The 20,394-nt window shown below is 61.4% G+C and carries 16 protein-coding genes; 6 read left to right on the top strand and 10 right to left on the bottom strand.

What is annotated here, in order from left to right; translation table 11 throughout:
- Nucleotides 1–257 precede the first annotated feature (257 nt).
- Complete coding sequence (locus RIN61_RS05925) at nucleotides 258–4,400, top strand: NEL-type E3 ubiquitin ligase domain-containing protein (protein WP_313856217.1); 4,143 nt, start codon at nucleotides 258–260, stop codon at nucleotides 4,398–4,400.
- Between the two features lie 41 nt (nucleotides 4,401–4,441).
- Here RIN61_RS05925 and glpD read toward each other — a convergent pair whose 3' ends face one another.
- The 4 genes from glpD to RIN61_RS05905 form a co-directional block, all read right to left on the bottom strand.
- Complete coding sequence (glpD, locus tag RIN61_RS05920; protein WP_112250593.1) at nucleotides 4,442–5,980, bottom strand: glycerol-3-phosphate dehydrogenase; 1,539 nt, start codon at nucleotides 5,978–5,980, stop codon at nucleotides 4,442–4,444.
- 173 nt (nucleotides 5,981–6,153) lie between these two features.
- Nucleotides 6,154–6,909 (bottom strand): DNA-binding transcriptional repressor GlpR, encoded by a 756-nt coding sequence (gene glpR, locus RIN61_RS05915; RefSeq protein WP_046614760.1) that lies wholly within the window; start codon nucleotides 6,907–6,909, stop codon nucleotides 6,154–6,156.
- A gap of 243 nt (nucleotides 6,910–7,152) precedes the next feature.
- On the bottom strand, nucleotides 7,153–8,652 hold the full coding sequence (gene glpK, locus RIN61_RS05910) for a glycerol kinase GlpK (RefSeq protein WP_112250594.1): 1,500 nt from the start codon (nucleotides 8,650–8,652) through the stop codon (nucleotides 7,153–7,155).
- 52 nt (nucleotides 8,653–8,704) lie between these two features.
- A complete protein-coding gene (locus RIN61_RS05905; protein ID WP_112250595.1) occupies nucleotides 8,705–9,556 on the bottom strand; it encodes an MIP/aquaporin family protein in 852 nt (283 codons plus the stop codon).
- A 302-nt stretch (nucleotides 9,557–9,858) separates the two neighbouring features.
- Between RIN61_RS05905 and ybaK the strand changes: the two genes are divergently transcribed.
- Nucleotides 9,859–10,329 carry a Cys-tRNA(Pro) deacylase gene (gene ybaK, locus RIN61_RS05900; protein WP_105945838.1) on the top strand — a complete coding sequence of 157 codons (471 nt, stop codon included), beginning with the start codon at nucleotides 9,859–9,861 and terminating at the stop codon, nucleotides 10,327–10,329.
- Nucleotides 10,330–10,466: 137 nt separating this feature from the next.
- Here the strand turns inward: ybaK and RIN61_RS05895 are convergent, their stop codons facing one another.
- Nucleotides 10,467–11,576 (bottom strand): ABC transporter ATP-binding protein, encoded by a 1,110-nt coding sequence (locus RIN61_RS05895; protein ID WP_025340392.1) that lies wholly within the window; start codon nucleotides 11,574–11,576, stop codon nucleotides 10,467–10,469.
- A complete protein-coding gene (gene argF / locus RIN61_RS05890; RefSeq protein ID WP_112250596.1) occupies nucleotides 11,573–12,493 on the bottom strand; it encodes an ornithine carbamoyltransferase in 921 nt (306 codons plus the stop codon). The genes RIN61_RS05895 and argF overlap by 4 nt, the downstream gene beginning before the upstream one ends.
- Before the next feature lie 397 nt (nucleotides 12,494–12,890).
- On the opposite strand from argF, the gene RIN61_RS05885 reads away from it, so the two are divergent.
- Together RIN61_RS05885 and grxD are read left to right on the top strand one after the other, a co-directional pair.
- Nucleotides 12,891–14,999: a molybdopterin-dependent oxidoreductase gene (locus RIN61_RS05885; protein WP_112250597.1), complete on the top strand. Its 2,109-nt coding sequence runs from the start codon at nucleotides 12,891–12,893 to the stop codon at nucleotides 14,997–14,999.
- A 91-nt stretch (nucleotides 15,000–15,090) separates the two neighbouring features.
- Entirely contained in the window at nucleotides 15,091–15,426 is a 336-nt protein-coding gene (grxD, locus tag RIN61_RS05880) for a Grx4 family monothiol glutaredoxin (protein ID WP_313856208.1), read from the top strand.
- A 56-nt stretch (nucleotides 15,427–15,482) separates the two neighbouring features.
- Here the strand turns inward: grxD and bfr are convergent, their stop codons facing one another.
- On the bottom strand, nucleotides 15,483–15,956 hold the full coding sequence (bfr, locus tag RIN61_RS05875; RefSeq protein ID WP_003258014.1) for a bacterioferritin: 474 nt from the start codon (nucleotides 15,954–15,956) through the stop codon (nucleotides 15,483–15,485).
- A 201-nt stretch (nucleotides 15,957–16,157) separates the two neighbouring features.
- Nucleotides 16,158–16,376, bottom strand: coding sequence for a bacterioferritin-associated ferredoxin (locus RIN61_RS05870; protein WP_003254947.1), 219 nt, complete (start codon nucleotides 16,374–16,376; stop codon nucleotides 16,158–16,160).
- A gap of 224 nt (nucleotides 16,377–16,600) precedes the next feature.
- On the opposite strand from RIN61_RS05870, the gene RIN61_RS05865 reads away from it, so the two are divergent.
- Complete coding sequence (locus RIN61_RS05865) at nucleotides 16,601–17,203, top strand: peroxiredoxin (protein WP_003254945.1); 603 nt, start codon at nucleotides 16,601–16,603, stop codon at nucleotides 17,201–17,203.
- A 158-nt stretch (nucleotides 17,204–17,361) separates the two neighbouring features.
- Here the strand turns inward: RIN61_RS05865 and rnt are convergent, their stop codons facing one another.
- Nucleotides 17,362–17,973: a ribonuclease T gene (rnt, locus tag RIN61_RS05860; protein ID WP_230388460.1), complete on the bottom strand. Its 612-nt coding sequence runs from the start codon at nucleotides 17,971–17,973 to the stop codon at nucleotides 17,362–17,364.
- Between the two features lie 59 nt (nucleotides 17,974–18,032).
- Nucleotides 18,033–19,079: a dihydroorotase gene (gene pyrC, locus RIN61_RS05855; RefSeq protein ID WP_112250598.1), complete on the bottom strand. Its 1,047-nt coding sequence runs from the start codon at nucleotides 19,077–19,079 to the stop codon at nucleotides 18,033–18,035.
- Between the two features lie 130 nt (nucleotides 19,080–19,209).
- Here pyrC and RIN61_RS05850 point away from each other — a divergent pair, with 130 nt between their 5' ends.
- Nucleotides 19,210–20,127 (top strand): flagellar protein MotY, encoded by a 918-nt coding sequence (locus tag RIN61_RS05850; protein WP_112250599.1) that lies wholly within the window; start codon nucleotides 19,210–19,212, stop codon nucleotides 20,125–20,127.
- Nucleotides 20,128–20,394 lie beyond the last annotated feature (267 nt).

Below are 20,394 nucleotides of genomic sequence, written 5' to 3'. Positions count from 1 at the left end.
TTCGGCTACCAAGTGTAGAGCATGAGTCGTGCCAAGCTCTGATAACGATCATAACGCCGCGAAAATCCATGGGATTAATCTTTTTTGGCCTAGGTTTTACCGCTTTTTTCGAACGGGTTTCCGAATGAGTTGCTAGTTGCTGTTCGGGAATCCGAACGAAGGTGTCCGGGTGCCTGGCAGGCCGAGGGGCTTTATATACCGCCAGTACGCACCAGCAGCGTGGTGTCCTGAACCTTTCAGGTACGGAGAACACCAACATGGCAACTGCGCAAAGCATCCCCACGACCTCTATCGATCATCTGATCGCGCGGCAACTACCTGCTTGGCTGACAACTGCCGAAAAGCATCACATCAGCGCTTATCACCAGGCGCTGCGGGCGCAGCAACAAAGTGCAAATGACTTGAAGCACTTGCTTGGCAGCATCCCTGGCCTTGAAGACTTCGCCGCCCCGCTGCTGCAGCAGGCTTTGCTGGAGCAGGGGCTTGGTGATATCGACACACGACGGGCGTGCGTGGTCGTTTCCGAAGAATTTCCTCTCCCTTCGGCTGCGGAAAAGCTTTATCAGCCAAGGATCACGTATTCAACGCGGCAGAGCCTTCTTGCGGCCGCGCTGCATAATTTCGAAGAGCATGAAACCCTGCCATGGCTGATGCGCAAGGCCCATCTTGTCGACCCGAACGGGGTAAGGCTGGCCATGACGTATGAGGATTTTGCCAGGCTGACTCGCACGCTGGACATTGGCGGGCAGTATCAGTCGCTCCTGAAGCGGCTCCTGCACCCCAAGGCCGGTCGCAATCAACCTGAGCATCAGGCCGGAAGGCAGATAGAGCAGCTGTTCGAGAGCAGCGTGCGTACCCAGATGCAGGTTTCGCTGTATCAGGGACGGTTAAAGGGTGAACTGGACGAGCGGGATCTGCAGCGGCTGCAAAAGGTCTTCAAGTCGCCCTCACCGACATACCGGGGAGGTACGCTGACACCCAGCCAACTGTATCTGCTGGGCAAATGTATGGTCGGGGTTGTCGCCTTCGAATGGCGGCCTGCGCCGGATGCAGACATTGACGAAATCATTGTCTGGATTCCTGATGACCCAGAAAAAAGCCTGCGTTATTACGACTCATGGGATGAAGTGTACAGCGCTTTTTCCATTCGCCTGCAGCAGCAGTCTTTCCGTCGGTTCTTCGGCCGTTTCATCAAGGCGCAGGACAAAAGCCAGTTCGAGAAGAACCTGATGCGCTTGCTGGCCGCATCGGAGCCCGGCAAGCCAATGGAACTGGACGGACGAAATCGGCCTGTCGACGGCGACATGTTCGCTCATGTACGAGCCTTGCTGATGGCAAAAATATTCGATGACGCTTGCTACCTCGCTGTCCCGACGGGGGTTGAAGATCGAATGACCAGGCACAAGCGTTTGCAGGAAATGGCCAGCGCGGGTCTGGACCTGATGGGTATGGCAGCTTTCTTCGTGCCCGGGCTGGGCGAGCTGATGTTGGCCGTTGGCGCGGTGCAGCTGCTTGATGAGGTGTATGAGGGATATCAGGACTGGCAGTTGGGTGATCGTCAAGGGGCGCTGGACCATCTGTTTGCCGTTGCGCAGGGTCTGGTACTGGCAGGTGTGACCGCAGGGGCGGTCCACATAGCGAGGCGGCTACCTTTTGTCGATGGGTTGGCGCCAAAAGTAACGCCTGAGGGCGGTGTGAAGCTGGGTCGAGCTCCTCGTTATGCACCTGTTGAAGAGCAGGTGTTGGCGTTGCTCGATCAACTGCAAGGAGAGCACTTTGCCGATACCTTGTCGGATGATGCCAGCTTAATGCTCGAAGTTACCGGCATTCAACTTGCTCAGTTGCGGCGCTTGAGCCTGGAGGATGCAGCCCCTCCGGCGCGTCTGCTGGACATCCATGAGCGCATCGAGCTGGGCCGGCGGTATCCAGCCCTCACGGGCACTGCGTTCGAGGACGAACTGCAAACGCTGAGTGAAACGCCTTCGGATGACCGGAAGCAATTGATGGAGGCATTCAAGGGCCTGTCGCCCAGAGGGGCTCAGGAAATTCTGGATCACAGCAGTGTTTCCCTTCTGGAAACACTTCGCGCCAGTAACCGTGTGCCGCTGAGCATGGCGGAACGCGCGCGCTGGTACATCCGTGACAGCAGGGTCGATAGGGCCTGCCTGGGTATCCGCCTGCAAGCGATGGCCAATGCCGACACTGAGAAACTGGTGCTCGGGCTGATCGAGCGCAAGGCGCCTTGGCCACCGACATCACGTGTCGAACTGCGTGAAGGTAGCCGCGACGGGCGCTTGTTGTTTGCGAGCCAAGGAGAGGCAGCAGAACCGACGCGCATAATCATCAGGCATGAGCAAGGCTATGCCTTGGCCGAAGAGGGTGGCGAGGAATTGGCCGTTGGGAACAGGTCTTTGCTCCAGGTGGTATTGCAATGCCTGGACGAAAGCCAGAAAACCGTGTTGGGTCACCCGAACTTGCAGGTGAAGCAGTTGCGTACCTGGTTGCTGGAAGCGGCCGCTGGTGATCGTGAACAGGCTGCCAGGCTGATCGGTTTGAGCCCGGTTGGTGCTGGTGTCAGGCCCCCCCGGCGTTTCGCCGACGGGCGGCTGGCCTATCCTCTCAGTGGTGGCGGGGAAAGTAGCCAGCAGGCTATCCGCCGCGGTATTCATCAGATTTTCCCGACGCTCAGTGAAATGCAGCTGGACGCCTACATCGAGGCTGTACGCCAGCGTGGGGGGAACCTGTGGGACCATTACCAGATGCTGCAACGCCAACTCACCGAGCTGCGTGAGGCATTGCGACAATGGCAGGCCGGCTGGCGGACACCGATCGATGCCATCCGTCGTCGCCGTGTTGCGGACACACTGCGGCGCAGTTGGCGACGCAAGTTGGTCGATAGCAACGATCAGTACGAACTGACCATCGAAGGCGAGCAGGTAGGGGCGTTGCCGACCTTGCCGGCAGGTGTGGATTTTGTGCATGTGCGCCGTCTGGCTTTGCGCAATATGCAGCTGCCGGCCATCGACGCCCAGTTCCTCAGCCTGTTCCCGAACCTTGTCGATCTCGACCTGAGCGGTAATCAGCTTGTCCAGGTGCCGGACGGAATCGAGCGCCTGACCCAGCTCAGAAGGGTGGACCTGGGCAACAACCGTATCGTCATGGACGAGACGGGCAGCCAGCGCCTGGCCCAGTTACGCCGCCTTGATACGTTGATATTGAGCTACAACCCGCTCAATGGCATGCCGGACCTCTCCGCCTTGCCGCATGTTCGCGATGTGCGGTTACGCTCTACCGGGCAGGTGGATATCCGCCAGGTCCATGAAAACGTGACGTTGCGCGCCCATATCGATTTGCGTGACAACAGGATCAGCGAGTTGCAACGGGAAATGCGCGGCCTGCGCTTGCGTCTTCAGCGCCTGAACCTTCATGACAACCCGTTGACGGAAAGCAGTGTGCAATATCTGGACGAAGCACGTGGTTTCAACGACGCGGCTGCCAGAGGCAGTGCAGCTTATACCCATGAGGTGGTCGATGAGCAGACCCGGGCTAACTGGGTCATGTCCAGGAGCGATCTGCTCAGGAGTCAGCGGGAAGCTACCTGGGATCGCCTGACTGAAGAGCCTGGTTCGGGTGGGTTGTTCAGGTTCCTGGCCGACTTTGCCGAAAGTGAGGATTTCGAATCCCACCCGCGCTATTTCCGTCGCCGCATATGGCGCATCCTTGATGCCTGCGAAAACAACGAAGCATTACGTGAGTTATTGTTCCGCGAAGCCGATGCGCCGCGCAGTTGCGAGGACCGCCTGTTGCTGATGCTCAACCAGCTGGAAGTCGGCATCCTGGCCTACCGGGGTATCGAGGGGATACCCACTGAGCTGAGGGCGAATCGGTTGTTGCGTCTGGGGCGGCAATTGCACCGCCTGGACTTGCTGGACGAGATCGCCAACAGGCATGTACAGCGGTTGCGCCAGGAGGGCTTGCGCAGGGTCGATGAAATCGAGGTGCGGTTGTACTACCGCTCGCGGCTAGCGGGAGCACTCGACTTGCCGGTACCGCCCGATGAAATGCACTTTGCCTCATTCGCCAATGTGACCATGGCCGACCTGAGCCATGCGGAACTTGAGGTACTGCGTTCCAGTACCCCGGTTGCCATGTTGGACGCACTTGTCGAACGCCCCTTCTGGCAGAGCTACCTGCGCGAAACTTTCCCGGAGCGTTTCGAGGTGCTGGGCGCGCCGTACCATGATCGCCTGGAGGTACTCGAAGAACAGGCCAGGGCTGGCCAGGAACACGAGTATGACGAGCGAGCACGGTCCCTGATGCAGCAGCACGCTGCAGAAGAGTCGAACTTGATGCGCAACCTGACCACCGAAGTGTGGGCGCGCTCGCGCTATGCGACCTAGTGTAAACCGCCCCGCGCCTGAAGGCTGCGAGGCGGCACCGATCAGGCCGCTTGGATGCGTGCCTGATCTTGTCCGCGTTGTTGCAGATACTCCCTGAGTACTTGCTGTTCGCTGGCGCTGGTGAACAGCCCCAGCTTGGTGCGGCGCCAGAGAATGTCTTCGGCGTCGCATGCCCATTCTTCGTTGCACAGGTAGTCCACTTCGCGGCTGAACAAGCCACCGCCAATCGACTGGCCGAGATCTTCAGGCCCATGCACGCCATCCAGAAGGCGCCAGACGCGGCTGCCGTAGGTAACTGCCCAGCGTTTGGCGATGTCTACCGGCAACCAGCCACAGCGCGCCAGGATGGCGTCGACCAGGGCATGGACGGTGGTCATGTTTTCACCTCCGGGAAGCGCGGCCTCAGCTGTCCAGCTGCCTCGCATCTGGGTAAAGAACGGCTTCAGCTCGCCCATGGCCGACTCGGCCAGCTTGCGGTAGGTGGTCAGCTTGCCGCCGAACACCGACAGCAAGGGTGCCTGGCCTTCGCCTGCGGACAACGCCAAGGTGTAGTCGCGAGTGACCGCGGAGGGGTTGTCCGACTCATCGTTGCACAGCGGGCGAACGCCTGAGTAGGTGTGCAGGATATCGCTGCGGCTCAACTGGTGATTGAAGTGCTGGTTCACTACATTCAGCAGGTAGTCGGTTTCCTGCTCGGTGATCGCCACCTTGGCCGGGTCGCCGCTGTATTCGCGGTCGGTGGTGCCGATCAGGGTGAAGCGGTCGAGGTAGGGGATGCAGAAAACGATGCGCTGGTCTTCGTTCTGCAGGATGTAGGCATGTTCGCCTTCGTACAGGCGCGGCACGATGATGTGGCTGCCCTGGATCAGGCGGATGCCGTAAGGCGCGTCGAGTTTGAGGTCGTCCTTGATGAAGCTGGCGACCCAGGGGCCGGCGGCGTTGACCAGGGCGCGGGCGCGAATGCTCTGCAAGCTGCCGTCGGCATGCTGCAGTTCAACCTGCCACAGGCCATCTGAACGCTCGGCGCGCAGGCAGCGGGTACGGGTACGAATCTGCGCGCCATGTTCGCGGGCAGCCATGGCGTTGAGCACTACCAGGCGAGCGTCGTCCACGGCACAGTCGGCGTACTCGAAGCCGCGGGTGATCGCCGGCTTGAGCGGGTAGCCCGGGCCGAAGCGCAGGCTGCGCGAGGCGCCCAGGCGCTTGCGCTTGCCCAGGTGGTCATACAGGAACAGGCCGGCGCGGATCATCCAGGCCGGGCGCAGGTGCGGGCGGTGCGGCAGCACGAAGCGCATTGGTTTGACGATATGCGGGGCCTTGGCCAGCAGCACTTCGCGCTCGGCCAGCGCTTCACGCACCAGGCGGAACTCGTAGTGCTCCAGGTAGCGCAGGCCGCCGTGGATCAGTTTGCTGCTGGCCGACGAGGTGTGCCGGGCCAGGTCGTCCTTTTCGCAGAGAAATACCTTGAGGCCACGCCCGGCGGCGTCGGCAGCGATGCCCACGCCATTGATGCCGCCGCCGATCACGACGAGGTCATAGCAGTCGGCGACTGGGGGCTGGGACGAAACGGGCTGGGACACGGGCAAGGCCTCCTGGGGCTGTTCACATCGAATATGAACATTGATGTTCGTTTTCGAAAATACTAGCGCAACAGAAAGCCGGTCGCCAGTCAGTCTTTATAGAAAAAACTGATCAGATGACAATAAAGTGAACATTTACGAAAATGGCGGGCCGCTTACAGCCCGCTGGCGGCTCAAACTACTTCGAGGCGTATCTTGTATTGGTTCAGCAGCTGGGTGAGGGCTGGTGTTGGCGCCTGGTCGGTCACCAGGCAGTCGACCAGGCTGATCGAGCCCATGCGCACCATGGCGTTGCGCCCGAACTTGCTGGAGTCGGCAGCAAGGATCACTTGTCGGGCATTGGCGATGATCGCCTGGGACACCCGCACTTCCTGGTAGTCGAAATCGAGCAGGCTGCCATCTTCATCGATGCCGCTGATGCCCACCAGGGCGAAGTCGACCTTGAACTGGTTGATGAAGTCGACACTGGCCTGGCCGACAACGCCGCCATCACGGCGCACCGTGCCACCCGCCACCAGCACTTCGAAATCGTCCTTGGCGGCAAGGATCGCGGCCACATGCAGGTTGTTGGTGATGACCTTCAGGTGGTTGTGGTTGAGCAGCGCCCGGGCGATGGATTCGGTGGTGGTGCCGATATTGATGAACAGCGAGGCATGGTCGGGAATCTGCCGGGCCACGGCTTCGGCGATGCGTTGCTTTTCGTCACGCATCTGGTCGGCGCGCATGGCGTAGGCGGTGTTCTCGATGCTCGAGTCGTAGGCCGCGCCCCCGTGGTAGCGACGTAGCAGGTTGAGCTCGGCCAACTGGTTGATATCACGGCGGATGGTTTGCGGTGTAACGACGAACAGCTGCGCCATTTCTTCGATACTGACGTAACCGCGTTCGCGCACCAGTTCGAGGATTTGTTGTTGGCGAGGGGGCAGATTCATGGGCGGTCCTTTGGGGCTGCCGGACAAATGCTGCAATGATGCCGTAGGACGGGGATTACGACCAGTAGACTAACAGGCCCGTTGCTTCACGCGGTCCTTGCTGCGGCGCTCGTCATGCACAAAACCCAAAAGCTGTACTGGTCCCTGTGGGAGCGGCTTCAGCCGCGAACACCGGCGTAGCCGGTGCCATCTTCGCGGGTAAACCCGCTCCCACAGGGTTTGGGCAAGCTTTCGCGCCGGGCATCAGGCCTCGTGATCTTCCCAGTCACGGGTACGGTCCACTGCCTTCCTCCAGCCGGCATACAGCTTCTCTTTCTGCGTTTCATCCAGCTGCGGGCTGAACTCGCGCTCGATGATCGCCTTGTCGCGCAGTTCGTCCAGGCCGCTCCAGAAACCGCAGGCCAGGCCTGCCAGGTAGGCCGCACCCAGCGCCGTGGTTTCGCGCATCTTCGGCCGCTCCACGCAGGTGCCCAGGATGTCGGCCTGGAACTGCATGAGGAAGTTGTTAGCCACCGCACCGCCGTCCACGCGCAGCTCGGACAGGCGTTGCCCGCAGTCCTGCTGCATGGCGTCGAGCACATCGCGGGTCTGGTAGGCGATCGATTCCAGTGCGGCGCGGATGATGTGGTCCACCTTCACGCCACGGGTCAGGCCGAACAGTGCGCCACGGGCATACGGGTCCCAGTACGGTGCACCCAGGCCGGTGAAGGCGGGCACCAGGTATACGCCGTTGCTGTCCTTGACCTTGCTGGCGAAGTATTCGGTATCCAGTGCGTCGTTGACGATCTTCAGTTCGTCACGCAGCCACTGCACGGTGGAACCACCGTTGAACACCGCGCCCTCCAGCGCGTAAGCCACTTCGCCTCGGGGGCCGCAGGCAATGGTGGTGAGCAGGCCATGGGACGATTTCACCGCCTGATCGCCGGTGTTCATCAGCAGGAAGCAGCCGGTGCCATAGGTGTTCTTGGCCTGGCCCGGCTCCACGCACATCTGGCCGAAGAGTGCCGACTGCTGGTCACCGGCGATACCGGCAATGGCGATGCCGCTCTTGGTGTGGCCGTATACCTCGGAAGAAGGGCGTACCTCGGGCAGCATCTGCCGTGGGATACCGAGGATTTCCAGAAGCTTGTCGTCCCATTGCAGGCTGTGGATGTTGAACATCAGCGTGCGCGAGGCGTTGGTGTAGTCGGTGACATGTACCTTGCCACCGGAGAACTTCCAGATCAGCCAGGTATCGATGGTGCCGAACAGCAGTTCGCCGCGCTCGGCGCGTTCGCGGGCACCCTCGACATTGTCGAGGATCCACTTCAGCTTGGTGCCGGAGAAGTACGGGTCGGTGACCAGGCCAGTGGCTTCGCGAATGTAGTCTTCATGGCCGTCGCGCTTGAGCTGCGCGCAGATTTCGGTGCTGCGGCGGCACTGCCAGACGATGGCGTTGTACACCGGACGGCCGGTTTCCTTGTCCCACACCACGGTAGTTTCACGCTGGTTGGTGATACCCAGTGCCGCGACTTGGGCATGGCTGATGCCCGCCTGGGCCAGGGCCTCGACCATGGTCGCGCTCTGCGTGGCGAAGATTTCCATCGGGTCGTGCTCGACCCAGCCCGCCTGCGGGTAATGCTGGGCGAACTCGCGCTGGGAGGTGCCCACCACATTGGCGTCGCGGTCGAAAATGATGGCCCGCGAACTGGTGGTGCCCTGGTCCAGGGCGATGATGTAGTTCTTATCCTGGGTGTCTGTCATGGTCGTAGGCCTTGCGAAAATAGGGGGGTCAGGGCTGGGCGTGATGCCGGCGTCAATTGACTTGAGTATCGCCCTGGCGATTGTCATTTGTCTCAGGGTTCACAGCGGCTGCCATTGGCAGGTTGCGGGCGATCAAGCCGCGATAGGTCGCGGCGCCCAGGCAGGCGCCAAGGATCGGTGCGAACACTGGAACCAGGAAATAAGGCATGTCCCGACCGCCAGTGAAGGCGATTTCGCCCCAACCGGCCAGGAAGGTCATGAGTTTTGGCCCGAAATCGCGTGCCGGGTTCATGGCAAAGCCGGTCAACGGGCCCATGGCGCTGCCGATCACGGCGATAAGCAGGCCGATCAGCAGTGGGGCCATGGCGCCGCGCGGCAGACCGTTGTTGTCGTCGGTCAAGGCCATGATCACGGCCATCAGGATGGCGGTGATGATCACTTCGACCAGGAACGCCTGGCCGGTGGATAACGATGGGTGCGGGTAGGTGGAGAACACCGAGGCCAGCTCCAGGCTGGCTTCGCTACCGCGCAACATGGCATGGGCCTGTTCGAAATCGAAGAACAGGTTGCTGTACAGCGTATAGACCAATGCTGCGCCACAGAACGCGCCGCACACCTGGGCCAGCATGTAGAAGGGCAGCTTGCGCTTGTCGAAGCCGGCGAACAGGGTGAGGGCGATGCTCACCGCCGGGTTCAGGTGCGCGCCGGAAATCCCGGCGGTCAGGTAGATCGCCATGCTGACGCCCACACCCCAGATGATACTGATTTCCCACAGGCCGAAGCTGGCGCCCGCGACCTTGAGCGCGGCGACGCAGCCGGTACCGAAGAAGATGAGCAGTGCAGTGCCGAGGAACTCGGCCAGGCATTGGCTGGACAGCGCAGGTTGGCGTAGAGCAGTCGTCATGTATGACCTCGTTTTTTTTGTTGTGAGGCGCGTGGCGCTCGACAGCAAAGCCCGGAGTCTATCCCCGTTGACCCCAGGCGGATGTAGGAATTGCACCTTAAAAGTGCACCATTTATTCAGAAACGAAAAAATATAGACAAGAAACGCTGATGTCAAAGGTCGAAAGTGAACGGTCGGTCACGATCTGGATGCTGATTTCAGGTGCGGATCCGCGTACTAGAGGCGCGCAATTGCGGTGCGCTGGCTGCGGTGTGGGAATTGTCCTAAAGTAGCCGCCGAGCTGTCCCGACCGGAGCCCCTGCATGACCCCCGCCCTAGACCTGTTGAAGAAACACCGTGCCGAGCACCGTGTGCACAGTTACGAACATGACCCAAAATCGGCGTCATATGGCCTTGAGGCGGCGGAAAAGCTCGGTCTCGACCCGCAGCAGGTATTCAAGACCTTGCTGGCGAGCAGCGAGAAGGGAGAATTGCTGGTGGCGGTGGTGCCCGTGGTGGGTACGCTGGACCTCAAGGCCCTGGCCCATGCCGCGGGCGTGAAGAAGTGCGAGATGGCCGACCCGGCGGCGGCACAACGGGCCACGGGGTACCTGGTGGGCGGGATCAGCCCGCTGGGGCAGAAGAAGCGCCTGCGCACCTTTATCGATGACTCGGCGCAGAACTTTGCAACCATCCATGTCAGCGCCGGGCGGCGTGGGTTGGAGGTGGAGTTGGCGGCCGTGGTGCTGGCCGAGCACACCCAGGGCAAGTTTGCCGGGATCGGTAGAGGCTGAGAATCTTGGGGCTGCTTTGCAGTCCATCGCCGGCAAGCCAGCTCCCACAGGTACAGCGTTGCCTTCAGGGCATGTGGTGATTCTGTGGGAGCTGGCTTGCCGGCGAAAGGGCCGCAAAGCGGCCCCAAAATTTCGAATCAGGTCGCCGAGCTGTACCGGCGCACGCCGTTCTCCTGCCGCGGCAACTGCGCCGCCACGCTGCCCGGGACCGGGAACAGCACCAGGTGATCGGCCTTGACCGCAATTCCCACATCCTCACCGACCTGATGGTCGTTATGGCTAGGGAAGATCGCCTCCAGCTGGCTGCCGGTCGGCAACTGCAGGCGGTACAGGGTCGATGCTCCAAGGAAGCTCTTGCCGACGATGTTCGCCTGCAGTGCGCTGCCCGGTGCGTGGACGATATCGTCAGGGCGCAGCAGCACATCCACCGAGCTGCCCGGCGCCATGATGTAGGCACGGTTGCCGCGCAATTCACCCAGCTCGGTATTGACCGCCTCGTGGCTGATCATCTGCCCACGGATGAAATACCCCTGGCCAATGAAGCTGGCCACGAATGGCGTCTGCGGCTCGTGGTAAAGATTGTAGGGTGTATCCCATTGTTCCAGGCGGCCTTCCTTGAACACGCCGACCTGGTCGCTGACGGCAAAGGCCTCTTCCTGGTCATGGGTCACCAGGATGGCGCTGGTGCCGCGGCTCTTGAGAATGTCGCGAACCTCATGGCTCAGGCGCCGGCGCAGTTCCACGTCGAGGTTGGAGAATGGCTCGTCGAGCAGCAGCAGTTGCGGCTCCGGTGCCAGTGCACGGGCCAGGGCGACCCGTTGCTGTTGGCCGCCGGACAGTTCATGCGGGTAGCGCCCGCCCAGGCCGCCCAGCTTGACCAGCTCGAGCATCTCTTCGATGACCTCGGCCTGGCGCGGGTGCTTGGCGATGCCGAAGGCAATGTTCTGCGCCACGGTCAGGTGCGGGAACAGCGCGTAATCCTGGAACACCATGCCGATGCGGCGCTTTTCCGGGGCCAGGGTGAAGCCGGCCCGGGAAATGACCTCGCCGGCCAGCTGGATCTCGCCGTCGTGCACGGGTTCGAAACCGGCGATGGCGCGCAGGGTAGTGGTTTTGCCGCAACCGGATGAACCCAGCAGGCAACCGATGTCGCCTGCGTTCAGGTGCAGATTGAGGTTCTGGACGATGCGCTGGTCGCCATAGCCGCAGGCGAGGTTGCGCAGGTTGAGCAGTAGGGGTTGACTCATGCGTGGTGGTAAGCCGGTTCTACAAGGAATTCGAGAAGGGCCTTCTGTGCATGCAGGCGGTTTTCAGCCTGGTCCCAGGCGACCGAACGTGGGTCGTCGAGCAGGTCATGGCTGATTTCCTCACCACGGTGGGCTGGCAGACAGTGCATGAACAGGGCGTCGGGTGCCGCCAGGTCGAGCAGTTCGCGGGTGACCTGGTAAGGCGCGAAATGCGCCAGGCGCCGTGCAGTTTCCTCCTCCTGGCCCATGGAAGTCCAGACATCCGTGGTCACCAGATGGGCGCCGCGCACGGCTTCCTTCGGGTCACGCACGATCTGCACGTGCTCACCACCAATGGCCATGAAGCGTGGGTCCGGCTCGTAGCCTTCCGGGCAGGCGATGCGCAGCTGGAAGTCGAACTGCCTGGCTGCCTCGATGTACGAGTTGCACATGTTGAAGCCATCACCGATCCAGGCGACGGTCTTGCCCTGGATCGAGCCGCGATGTTCGAGGAAGGTCTGCATGTCGGCCAGCAGCTGGCATGGGTGCGACTCGTCGGACAGCGCGTTGATCACCGGCACACGCGAATTGGCGGCGAATTCGGTCAGGGTGCTGTGGGCGTGGGTACGGATCATCACCACATCGAGCATGCTCGACAGCACGATGGCGCTGTCGCCGATCGGCTCGCCACGGCCCAGCTGGGTGTCGCGCGGGGACAGGAAGATGGCCTGGCCGCCGAGCTGGATCATGCCGGCCTCGAACGACACGCGGGTACGGGTCGAGGACTTCTCGAAGATCATGCCCAGCACGCGGTTCTTCAGGGGCTCGAACAGCACGCCTCGCTTGCGCAGGTCCTTCAGCTCGATGCCGCGGCGGATCACACCGAGCAATTCGTCGGTGGTGAAGTCCAGCAGGGAGAGAAAGTGCCTAGCGCTCATGATTGACTACCTTATCTGCAACTGTATGCAGGTCGACCGTATGGTTTTTTTTGACAACGGGAGTGACCTGCGGCGTAAGCCGCACGGGGGCGGACGAAATAGGGAAAGGCGCAATACTATAAGTAAATGTCGCCTGAAGCCAAGAGGGGAAACAGCTGCCCAGTATCAAAGGGTGTTGCAAAGGGTGTCTTTACCCGACGGGCAGTGCTGTTTTTTATTTGCTACAGAGGGTTGTACACGGCTTGCCGGCAATTTGGCAAATGGCTGTCGCAAATCGTGTGCCTGATGTCGGTGGATTCACGCCACGAAGCGCGCTGGCCGGTGGCCGGTGCTGGGCGCATAGTCGATGTTCGACAACCCTCTACACATCCTCCATAACAACAACGCAGAGGCGGCCATGACCAAGACCCTGCATCACCGTGCCTGTCACCTGTGCGAAGCGATCTGTGGGCTGAACATCGAAGTCAGCCATGACGTCGACGGGCGGGCGCTGATCAGTTCGATCAAGGGCGACCCCCAGGACCCGTTCAGCCGTGGCCATGTCTGCCCAAAGGCCGTGGCTTTGCAGGACATCCAGAATGACCCCGACCGCCTGCGCCAACCGCACAAGCGGGTGGGCGAGCATTGGCAGGCCATCGGCTGGGACGAAGCCTTTGCCCTGGCCGCCGACAGGCTGTGGGCGATCCAGCGGGCCCGTGGGCGCAATGCCGTGGCGGTGTACCAAGGCAACCCGAGCGTGCACAACTACGGCCTGATGACCCACAGCAACTACTTCCTGGGCCTGTTGAAAACCCGCAACCGCTTCTCTGCCACCTCGGTGGACCAGTTGCCGCAGCACCTGGTCAGCCACCTGATGTACGGCCATGGCCTGCTGCTGCCGATCCCGGACATCGACCAGACCGGTTTCATGCTGATCCTTGGCGGCAACCCGCTGGCATCCAACGGCAGCATCATGACCGTGCCGGACGTGGAAAAACGACTGAAAGCCCTGCAGGCCCGGGGTGGGCGCCTGGTGGTGGTGGACCCGCGACGCAGCGAAACAGCGGCGATGGCCGACAGTCACCTGTTCATTCGCCCTGGAGGGGATGCGGCCTTGTTGTGTGGCTTGCTCAATACCCTGTTCGCTGAAGGCCTGGCGCGCGGCTCGCACTTGCCGGTCGCCGGCCTGCAGCAGGTGCGCGAAGCGATCGCGCCGTTCAGCGCGGAGGCCATGAGTGGGCACTGCGGCATTGCCGCGACAGACATCCGCCAGCTGGCACGGGACTTCGCCGCGGCCGACAGGGCGGTGTGCTACGGCCGCATGGGGGTTTCGACCCAAGCCTACGGCACCCTTTGCCACTGGCTGGTGCAACTGATCAACCTGGTGACCGGCAACCTTGACCGTGAAGGCGGCGCGTTGTGCACCGAGCCTGCCGTCGACCTGGTGGCGACCACCTCGGGTGGCCATTTCAACGCTTGGCAGAGCCGGGTGTCGGGCTTGCCCGAGTACGGCGGCGAACTGCCCGTGGCGGCCTTGGCCGAGGAAATGCTCACACCCGGCGAAGGGCAGGTGCGCGCGCTGGTGACGGTGGCCGGCAACCCGGTGCTGTCCACGCCGAACGGCCGCCAGCTGGATGTGGCGCTGGAGGGGTTGGAATTCATGCTCAGCATCGACCTGTACATCAACGAAACCACCCGCCATGCCGATCTGATCCTGCCCTCCACCTCGGCGCTGGAAAACGACCATTACGACAGCACGTTCAACTTGCTGGCCGTGCGCAACGTGACACGCTTCAATCGGGCGATCCTGGCCAAGCCCGAAGGCGCATTGCATGACTGGGAGATTTTCGTCGGGCTGGCCCAAGCGTTCGCCAAACGCGCCGAGCTGGAATTGAAGCCGACCTGGGCTCCAGCGCAGATGATCGACCTGGCCTTGCGCAAGGGGCGCTATGGTGAAGCGACGCCCTGGCAGTTGTCGCTGGCAGCGCTGGACAAGCACCCGCATGGCCTCGACCTTGGGCCATTGCGTGCCAATCTCGCTGCACGCCTGACGACTGCCAGCAAGGCAGTCGAAGCGGCGCCCCAGGTACTGCTGGACGACCTCGGCCGGCTGGCGCAACAAGCCCCTCCGGCGCCGGGCGAGCTGCTGCTGATCGGCCGTCGTCATGTACGCAGCAACAATTCGTGGATGCACAATTTTCATCGGCTGGTGAAAGGCAAACCGCGACATCAGTTGTTGATGCACCCGCAGGACCTGCAGCAGCGGCAGCTGCAGGACGGCCAGCGGGTTCGTATCCGCTCGCGTACCGGGGACCTTGAAGTCGAGGTGCAGGCCTGCGAGGACATGATGCCGGGTGTGGTCAGCCTGCCTCATGGCTTCGGTCACTCTCGTCAGGGCGTGCACATGCAGATCGCCCAGGCGCAACCTGGCGTGAGCGCCAACGACCTCACCGATGAGCGCCTGCGTGACCAGGTTTCCGGCAATGCGGCCCTCAATGGCGTACCCGTGCAGGTAGAGGCCGCGTAAGGAATGGTAAGGCCGAGCATGCTGCTCGGCTTTCCGTTACAATGCGTCACCGTGCCGACGACCGCGTCGGAAAGTTCAGCCGAGGTGCTACATGGATATCATCGAAACGATCAAAGAGCAGATTGCCAACAACACCATTCTGCTTTACATGAAAGGCTCGCCGAATGCCCCGCAGTGTGGCTTCTCTGCGCGTGCATCGCAGGCCGTGATGGGTTGTGGCGAGAAGTTCGCCTACGTCGACATCCTGCAGAACCCGGAAATCCGTGCGAATTTGCCAAAATACGCCAACTGGCCGACCTTCCCGCAGCTGTGGGTAGCTGGTGAACTGGTCGGCGGCAGCGACATCATGCTGGAAATGTTCGAGAAGGGTGAGCTGCAGACCATGATCAAGGAAGCGGCTGCCAAGGCCAAGGCTTCCGAGGCCTGATTTCCGGCAGACATAAAAAAACCCGCACATGGCGGGTTTTTTTATGGGGCGAAATTCTATTCTTCGCCCATCTGCGACTGCAGGTAGTTCTCGATACCGATCTTGTCGATCAGCCCCAGCTGGGTTTCCAGCCAGTCGATGTGTTCTTCCTCGGATTCGAGGATGTCTTCGAGCATGTCACGCGAGCCGAAGTCGCCAGCGGTTTCGCAATGGGCGATGGCTGCTTTGAGGTCGACCAGGCCTTTCTGTTCGATCTTCAGGTCGCACTCGAGCATTTCCTTGGTGTGCTCGCCAATCAGCAGCTTGCCCAGGTCCTGGACGTTGGGGATGCCTTCGAGGAAGAGAATACGCTTGATCAGTTTGTCAGCGTGCTTCATCTCGTCGATGGATTCCTTGTACTCGTGCTTGCCGAGTTTGTTCAGGCCCCAATCTTCGTACATGCGTGCGTGCAGGAAGTACTGGTTGATCGCGACCAGCTCGTTTCCGAGGATCTTGTTGAGATGCTGGATGACGCTTACGTCGCCTTTCATGTCGGGTTCCTGCCCTGTAGAGATGTGCCAATACAGGGAAGTTTGAGCCCGATACTTGGGTGTGTCAAACCTAAGTTCTTGAATAATAAATGAAAATTAATGGAAATAAGAATGTTTGTGAACCGCGTTGAAGCGCTAACTTATTGAATTGCAGACATAAAAAAACCGGACGCAAGGTCCGGTTCTTCGAATTCTGGGTTTTCAGGCCGCGGTAAATTCCACGGGGTAGGGCAGGGCTGCCTGGCTGACCTGAAGCTCGGTCAACGTTTCGCGGACCACCTGCTTGGCCACGCAGGCACATTTGCCACACTGGCTGGCGACGTTGGTCGCGGCTCGCACTTCCTTGTAGCTGCAGCATCCTTCATAGATCGCATCGCGGATCTGTCCGTCGGTAACGCCGACACAAAGACACACATACATAAAGGCTGACCATCGTTGGTGGGCTCGATGGAGTGGAGCTTAATGTTAATGAGAATGCTTGTCAAAGTGGTTTCTGAAATGGCCGTGCTTGAGCGACCGGCGGTTGCTTCGTCGTTGGAGTCGGCCTGTCACCAGAAGCCGTGTATGATGGTCAGCCTTTGTTGGATGTCGGGCAAGCCCGTCTGGCCCGGCAAACGGTTTTTCACCCTCATCAGGAGATTACAATGAGCGTACTCGTTGGTAAGAAAGCCCCCGATTTCACCGTGCCGGCCGTGCTGGGCAATGGCGAGATCGTCGACAGCTTCAACCTGGCTTCGGCCATCAAGGGCAAGTACGGCCTGGTGTTCTTCTACCCGCTGGACTTCACCTTCGTCTGCCCGTCCGAGCTGATCGCCCTGGACAACCGCATCCCTGACTTCCAGGCACGCAACGTGGAAGTGATCGGCGTGTCGATCGACTCGCACTTCACCCACAACGCCTGGCGTAACACCCCGGTCAACAACGGCGGTATCGGCCAGGTCAAATACACCCTGGCTGCCGACATGACCCACGAAATCTGCAAGGCCTACGACGTCGAGTCCGAAGGCGGCGTGGCCTTCCGTGGCGCCTTCCTGATCGACACCAACGGTGTTGTCCGTTCGCAGATCGTCAACGACCTGCCTCTGGGCCGCAACATGGACGAGCTGCTGCGCTTGGTCGACGCCCTGCAGTTCCACGAAGAGCACGGCGAAGTCTGCCCTGCCAACTGGAAAAAAGGCGACAAAGGCATGAACGCTTCGCCGGAAGGCGTTGCTGCCTACCTGAGCGAGAACGCTGGCAAGCTGTAATTGCCGCGAGCATGAAAAAACCGGCCCTGGTGGCCGGTTTTTTTGTGCCTTCCTGTGCCGGCCTCTTCGCGGGTAAACCCGCTCCCACAGGAGAGCCACAGGTCTGAGCCAATGTGGATCCTTGTGGGAGCGGGTTTACCCGCGAATGCGATCCCAACTCAGTCGTTGAAGTCGCGCCAGCCGCCCATCTCTTTCCAGCGGTTGACGATGCCGCAGAACAGCTCGGCCGTCTTCTCGGTGTCATAACGCGCCGAGTGCGCCTCACGTCCGTCGAAGTCAATGTCGGCGCTCTGGCAGGCCCGCGCCAGTACGGTCTGGCCATAAGCCAGGCCGGCCAGCGTAGCGGTGTCGAAGCTGGAGAACGGGTGGAACGGGTTGCGCTTCAGGTCATTGCGTGTCACCGCCGCATTGAGGAAGCCCAGGTCGAAGCTGCTGTTGTGGCCGACCAGGATTGCCCGCTTGCAGCCATTGGCCTTGAGCGCCTTGCGTACGCCACGGAAGATGTCGGTCAGCGCGCTTTCCTCGCTGACCGCCATGCGCAGCGGGTGGTCCAGTTTGATCCCGGTGAACTCCAGCGCAGCCGCCTCGATGTTGGCGCCCTCGAATGGCTCCACCCGGTGGAAGTAGGTGTGCTCGGGGAACAGGAAGCCCTTTTCGTCCATGCCGATGGTGACTGCGGCAATTTCCAGCAGGGCATCGGTAGCGCTGTTGAAGCCGCCGGTTTCAACATCCACCACTACCGGCAGATAGCCGCGGAAGCGCTCGGCCATCGGGTGGCGCGAGCCGCTGCTGCCTTGGGTGTCCAGGTCGTCTTCGTAGAGGTCTTCGCTCACGCGTTTTCCTCCAGCAGGCGCCAGCGCAGTTTTTCGCCGGCGCGCAGCGGGACCACGGTCTGCTCGCCAAAAGGCAGGCTGTCCGGGGCGGTCCATTCTTCGCGAACCAGGGTAATGGTGTCGGTGTTGGCCGGCAGGCCGTAGAACGCCGGACCGTGCAGGCTGGCGAAGCCTTCCAGTTTGTCCAGCGCGTTACGCTGCTCGAATGCTTCGGCGTACATCTCGATGGCTGCGTAGGCGGTGTAGCAACCGGCGCAACCGCAGGCGGCTTCCTTGGCGTGACGGGCGTGCGGGGCAGAGTCGGTACCCAGGAAGAACTTCGGGTTGCCGCTGGTGGCTGCGTCAAGCAGCGCCACCTGATGGGTGTTGCGCTTGAGGATCGGCAGGCAATAGAAGTGCGGGCGAATGCCGCCAACCAGCATGTGGTTGCGGTTGTACAGCAGGTGCTGCGCGGTGATGGTCGCGCCGACGTTGGCCGGGGCCTCGGTGACGAACTGCGCGGCATCGCTGGTGGTGATGTGCTCGAACACCACCTTCAGCGTCGGGAAGCGCTCGACCACACGGCGCATGTGCTCGTCGATGAAGCGCTTCTCGCGGTCGAACACGTCGATCTCGCTGCGGGTCACTTCGCCATGCACCAGTAGCGGCATGCCAACTTCCGCCAACGCTTCGATGGCCGGGAAGATGTTGTCGATGCTGGTCACGCCCGAGTCGGAATTGGTGGTGGCGCCGGCCGGGTACAGCTTGGCGGCGTACACGAAACCGCTGGCCTTGGCCGCGCGGATGTCCTCGGGGCTGGTGCGGTCGGTGAGGTACAGCACCATCAGCGGCTCGAAGCGGCTGCCAGCCGGGCGGGCGGCCAGGATGCGCTCACGGTAGGCGCCGGCCTCGGAGGCATTGCGTACCGGCGGAACCAGGTTGGGCATGATGATGGCACGGGCGAAAGTACGCGCCACGTCGCCAACGGTGTGGGGCAGGACGGCACCATCGCGCAGATGGATGTGCCAGTCGTCGGGACGCAGGAGGGTCAGGCGATCGGACATTGGGGATTCCAGGCGGGTCGAACTCAAGCGCCAATGCTACCGGAAAACCCTGGGTGGAGCACGGCTATCAAGTTTTCAGCCAGGCGTCCGATAGCCTGCAGGTAAGCCGTCAGAATTTGTGGAGCCGCCCGTGCGCCAGCGTTACCTAGCCCTGTTGACCCTGTTCGCCAGCCTGCCGGCCGGTGCACTGACCTTCCAGACGCGCATGGAGAACATTGCCTGGAAGGTCGAGGGTGACCAGTTCGAATGCCGGCTGATCCAGCCTATCGACGGTTTCGGCAGTGGCGAGTTCGTGCGCCGCGCGGGCGAGCAGCCGGTGTTCCAGCTGCGCTCGGACAGCAACGTACTGGGTGCGGGCACGGCCACATTGCTGGCAGCTGCTGCACCGTGGCAACCCGGGCGCAGCGACATCAACCTGGGCAGCGTGCGCATGGCCCGCACCGGGCTGTTGTTCAGTTCCTCCCAGGGCCAGGCCAGTCGCCTGATCAATGGCTTGCTCGATGGGCGCAGCACGGTGATACGCAATTACGCCGGCGAGGCGGGCAGGCCGATGGAAGTGCGGGTACTGCCGGTCAGCTTTGCCAAGGCCTACAACGACTATCAGGCCTGTGCCGGCAAGCTGCTGCCGATGAACTACGATCAGGTGCGTCAGACCCAGGTGGGCTTCCCGGGGGGAGGCTTCGAGCTGGATGCCTCGGCCAAGGCGCGGCTGGATGTGATTCTCGACTACATGAAGGCTGACCCGACGGTGAACCATGTCGAGCTCAACGGCCACTCCGACAACAGTGGCAACCGCCTGACCAATCGCGACATGTCGCGCCGCCGGGCACTGGCGGTGGCCGACTACCTCAAGGCCCATGGCGTTCCGGAGGAGCAGATTACCGTGCGTTTCCATGGCGAACGTTACCCGTTGGCCAAGAACAACAGTGCAGCCAACCGGGCGCGTAACCGGCGGGTGAATATCGAACTGGATCGGGTGACGGTGATCGAGAAGCCGGGTGAAAAACCTGTCGAAAAGGCTCCTGAGCCAACGCCTGCCAAGTCATGAAGTCTGCAGGGCTTTCTGTAGGAGCGGCCTTGTGTCGCGATGGGCTGCGCAGCAGCCCCCGGATCTCAGCCAAGCAGCGAAAATTGCCGGGGCTGCTGCGCAGCCCATCGCGACACAAGGCCGCTCCTACACGGCACTTCATACTTTCCGACGGTAAGTCGCCCTTCCGAAAGTTCCTGTCGCTTTGTCGTCAGAAGCTGTCGCCCCACTGTAAATTTATCCGTAACGTCGTTAGAATCGATCCCTTTCCGTACAACCCCGTGGAGT

This window comes from Pseudomonas inefficax, from assembly GCF_032164165.1.
GTDB lineage: Bacteria > Pseudomonadota > Gammaproteobacteria > Pseudomonadales > Pseudomonadaceae > Aquipseudomonas > Aquipseudomonas inefficax.
The sequence above is the reverse complement of the archived record's forward strand: the minus strand, read 5'-3'. Positions and strand labels throughout refer to the sequence as shown.

Excerpts from the sequence above, each read along its gene's own strand:
- glpK (WP_112250594.1), bottom strand. The coding sequence starts at position 8,652 with ATGACAGACACCCAGGATAAGAACTACATCATCGCCCTGGACCAGGGC.
- RIN61_RS05865 (WP_003254945.1), top strand. The coding sequence starts at position 16,601 with ATGAGCGTACTCGTTGGTAAGAAAGCCCCCGATTTCACCGTGCCGGCC.
- ybaK (WP_105945838.1), top strand. The coding sequence starts at position 9,859 with ATGACCCCCGCCCTAGACCTGTTGAAGAAACACCGTGCCGAGCACCGT.
- glpR (WP_046614760.1), bottom strand. The coding sequence starts at position 6,909 with ATGAATCTGCCCCCTCGCCAACAACAAATCCTCGAACTGGTGCGCGAA.
- bfr (WP_003258014.1), bottom strand. The coding sequence starts at position 15,956 with ATGAAAGGCGACGTAAGCGTCATCCAGCATCTCAACAAGATCCTCGGA.
- argF (WP_112250596.1), bottom strand. The coding sequence starts at position 12,493 with ATGAGCGCTAGGCACTTTCTCTCCCTGCTGGACTTCACCACCGACGAA.
- RIN61_RS05870 (WP_003254947.1), bottom strand. The coding sequence starts at position 16,376 with ATGTATGTGTGTCTTTGTGTCGGCGTTACCGACGGACAGATCCGCGAT.
- RIN61_RS05905 (WP_112250595.1), bottom strand. The coding sequence starts at position 9,556 with ATGACGACTGCTCTACGCCAACCTGCGCTGTCCAGCCAATGCCTGGCC.
- RIN61_RS05885 (WP_112250597.1), top strand. The coding sequence starts at position 12,891 with ATGACCAAGACCCTGCATCACCGTGCCTGTCACCTGTGCGAAGCGATC.
- rnt (WP_230388460.1), bottom strand. The coding sequence starts at position 17,973 with ATGGCCGAGCGCTTCCGCGGCTATCTGCCGGTAGTGGTGGATGTTGAA.
- pyrC (WP_112250598.1), bottom strand. The coding sequence starts at position 19,079 with ATGTCCGATCGCCTGACCCTCCTGCGTCCCGACGACTGGCACATCCAT.
- RIN61_RS05925 (WP_313856217.1), top strand. The coding sequence starts at position 258 with ATGGCAACTGCGCAAAGCATCCCCACGACCTCTATCGATCATCTGATC.
- grxD (WP_313856208.1), top strand. The coding sequence starts at position 15,091 with ATGGATATCATCGAAACGATCAAAGAGCAGATTGCCAACAACACCATT.
- RIN61_RS05895 (WP_025340392.1), bottom strand. The coding sequence starts at position 11,576 with ATGAGTCAACCCCTACTGCTCAACCTGCGCAACCTCGCCTGCGGCTAT.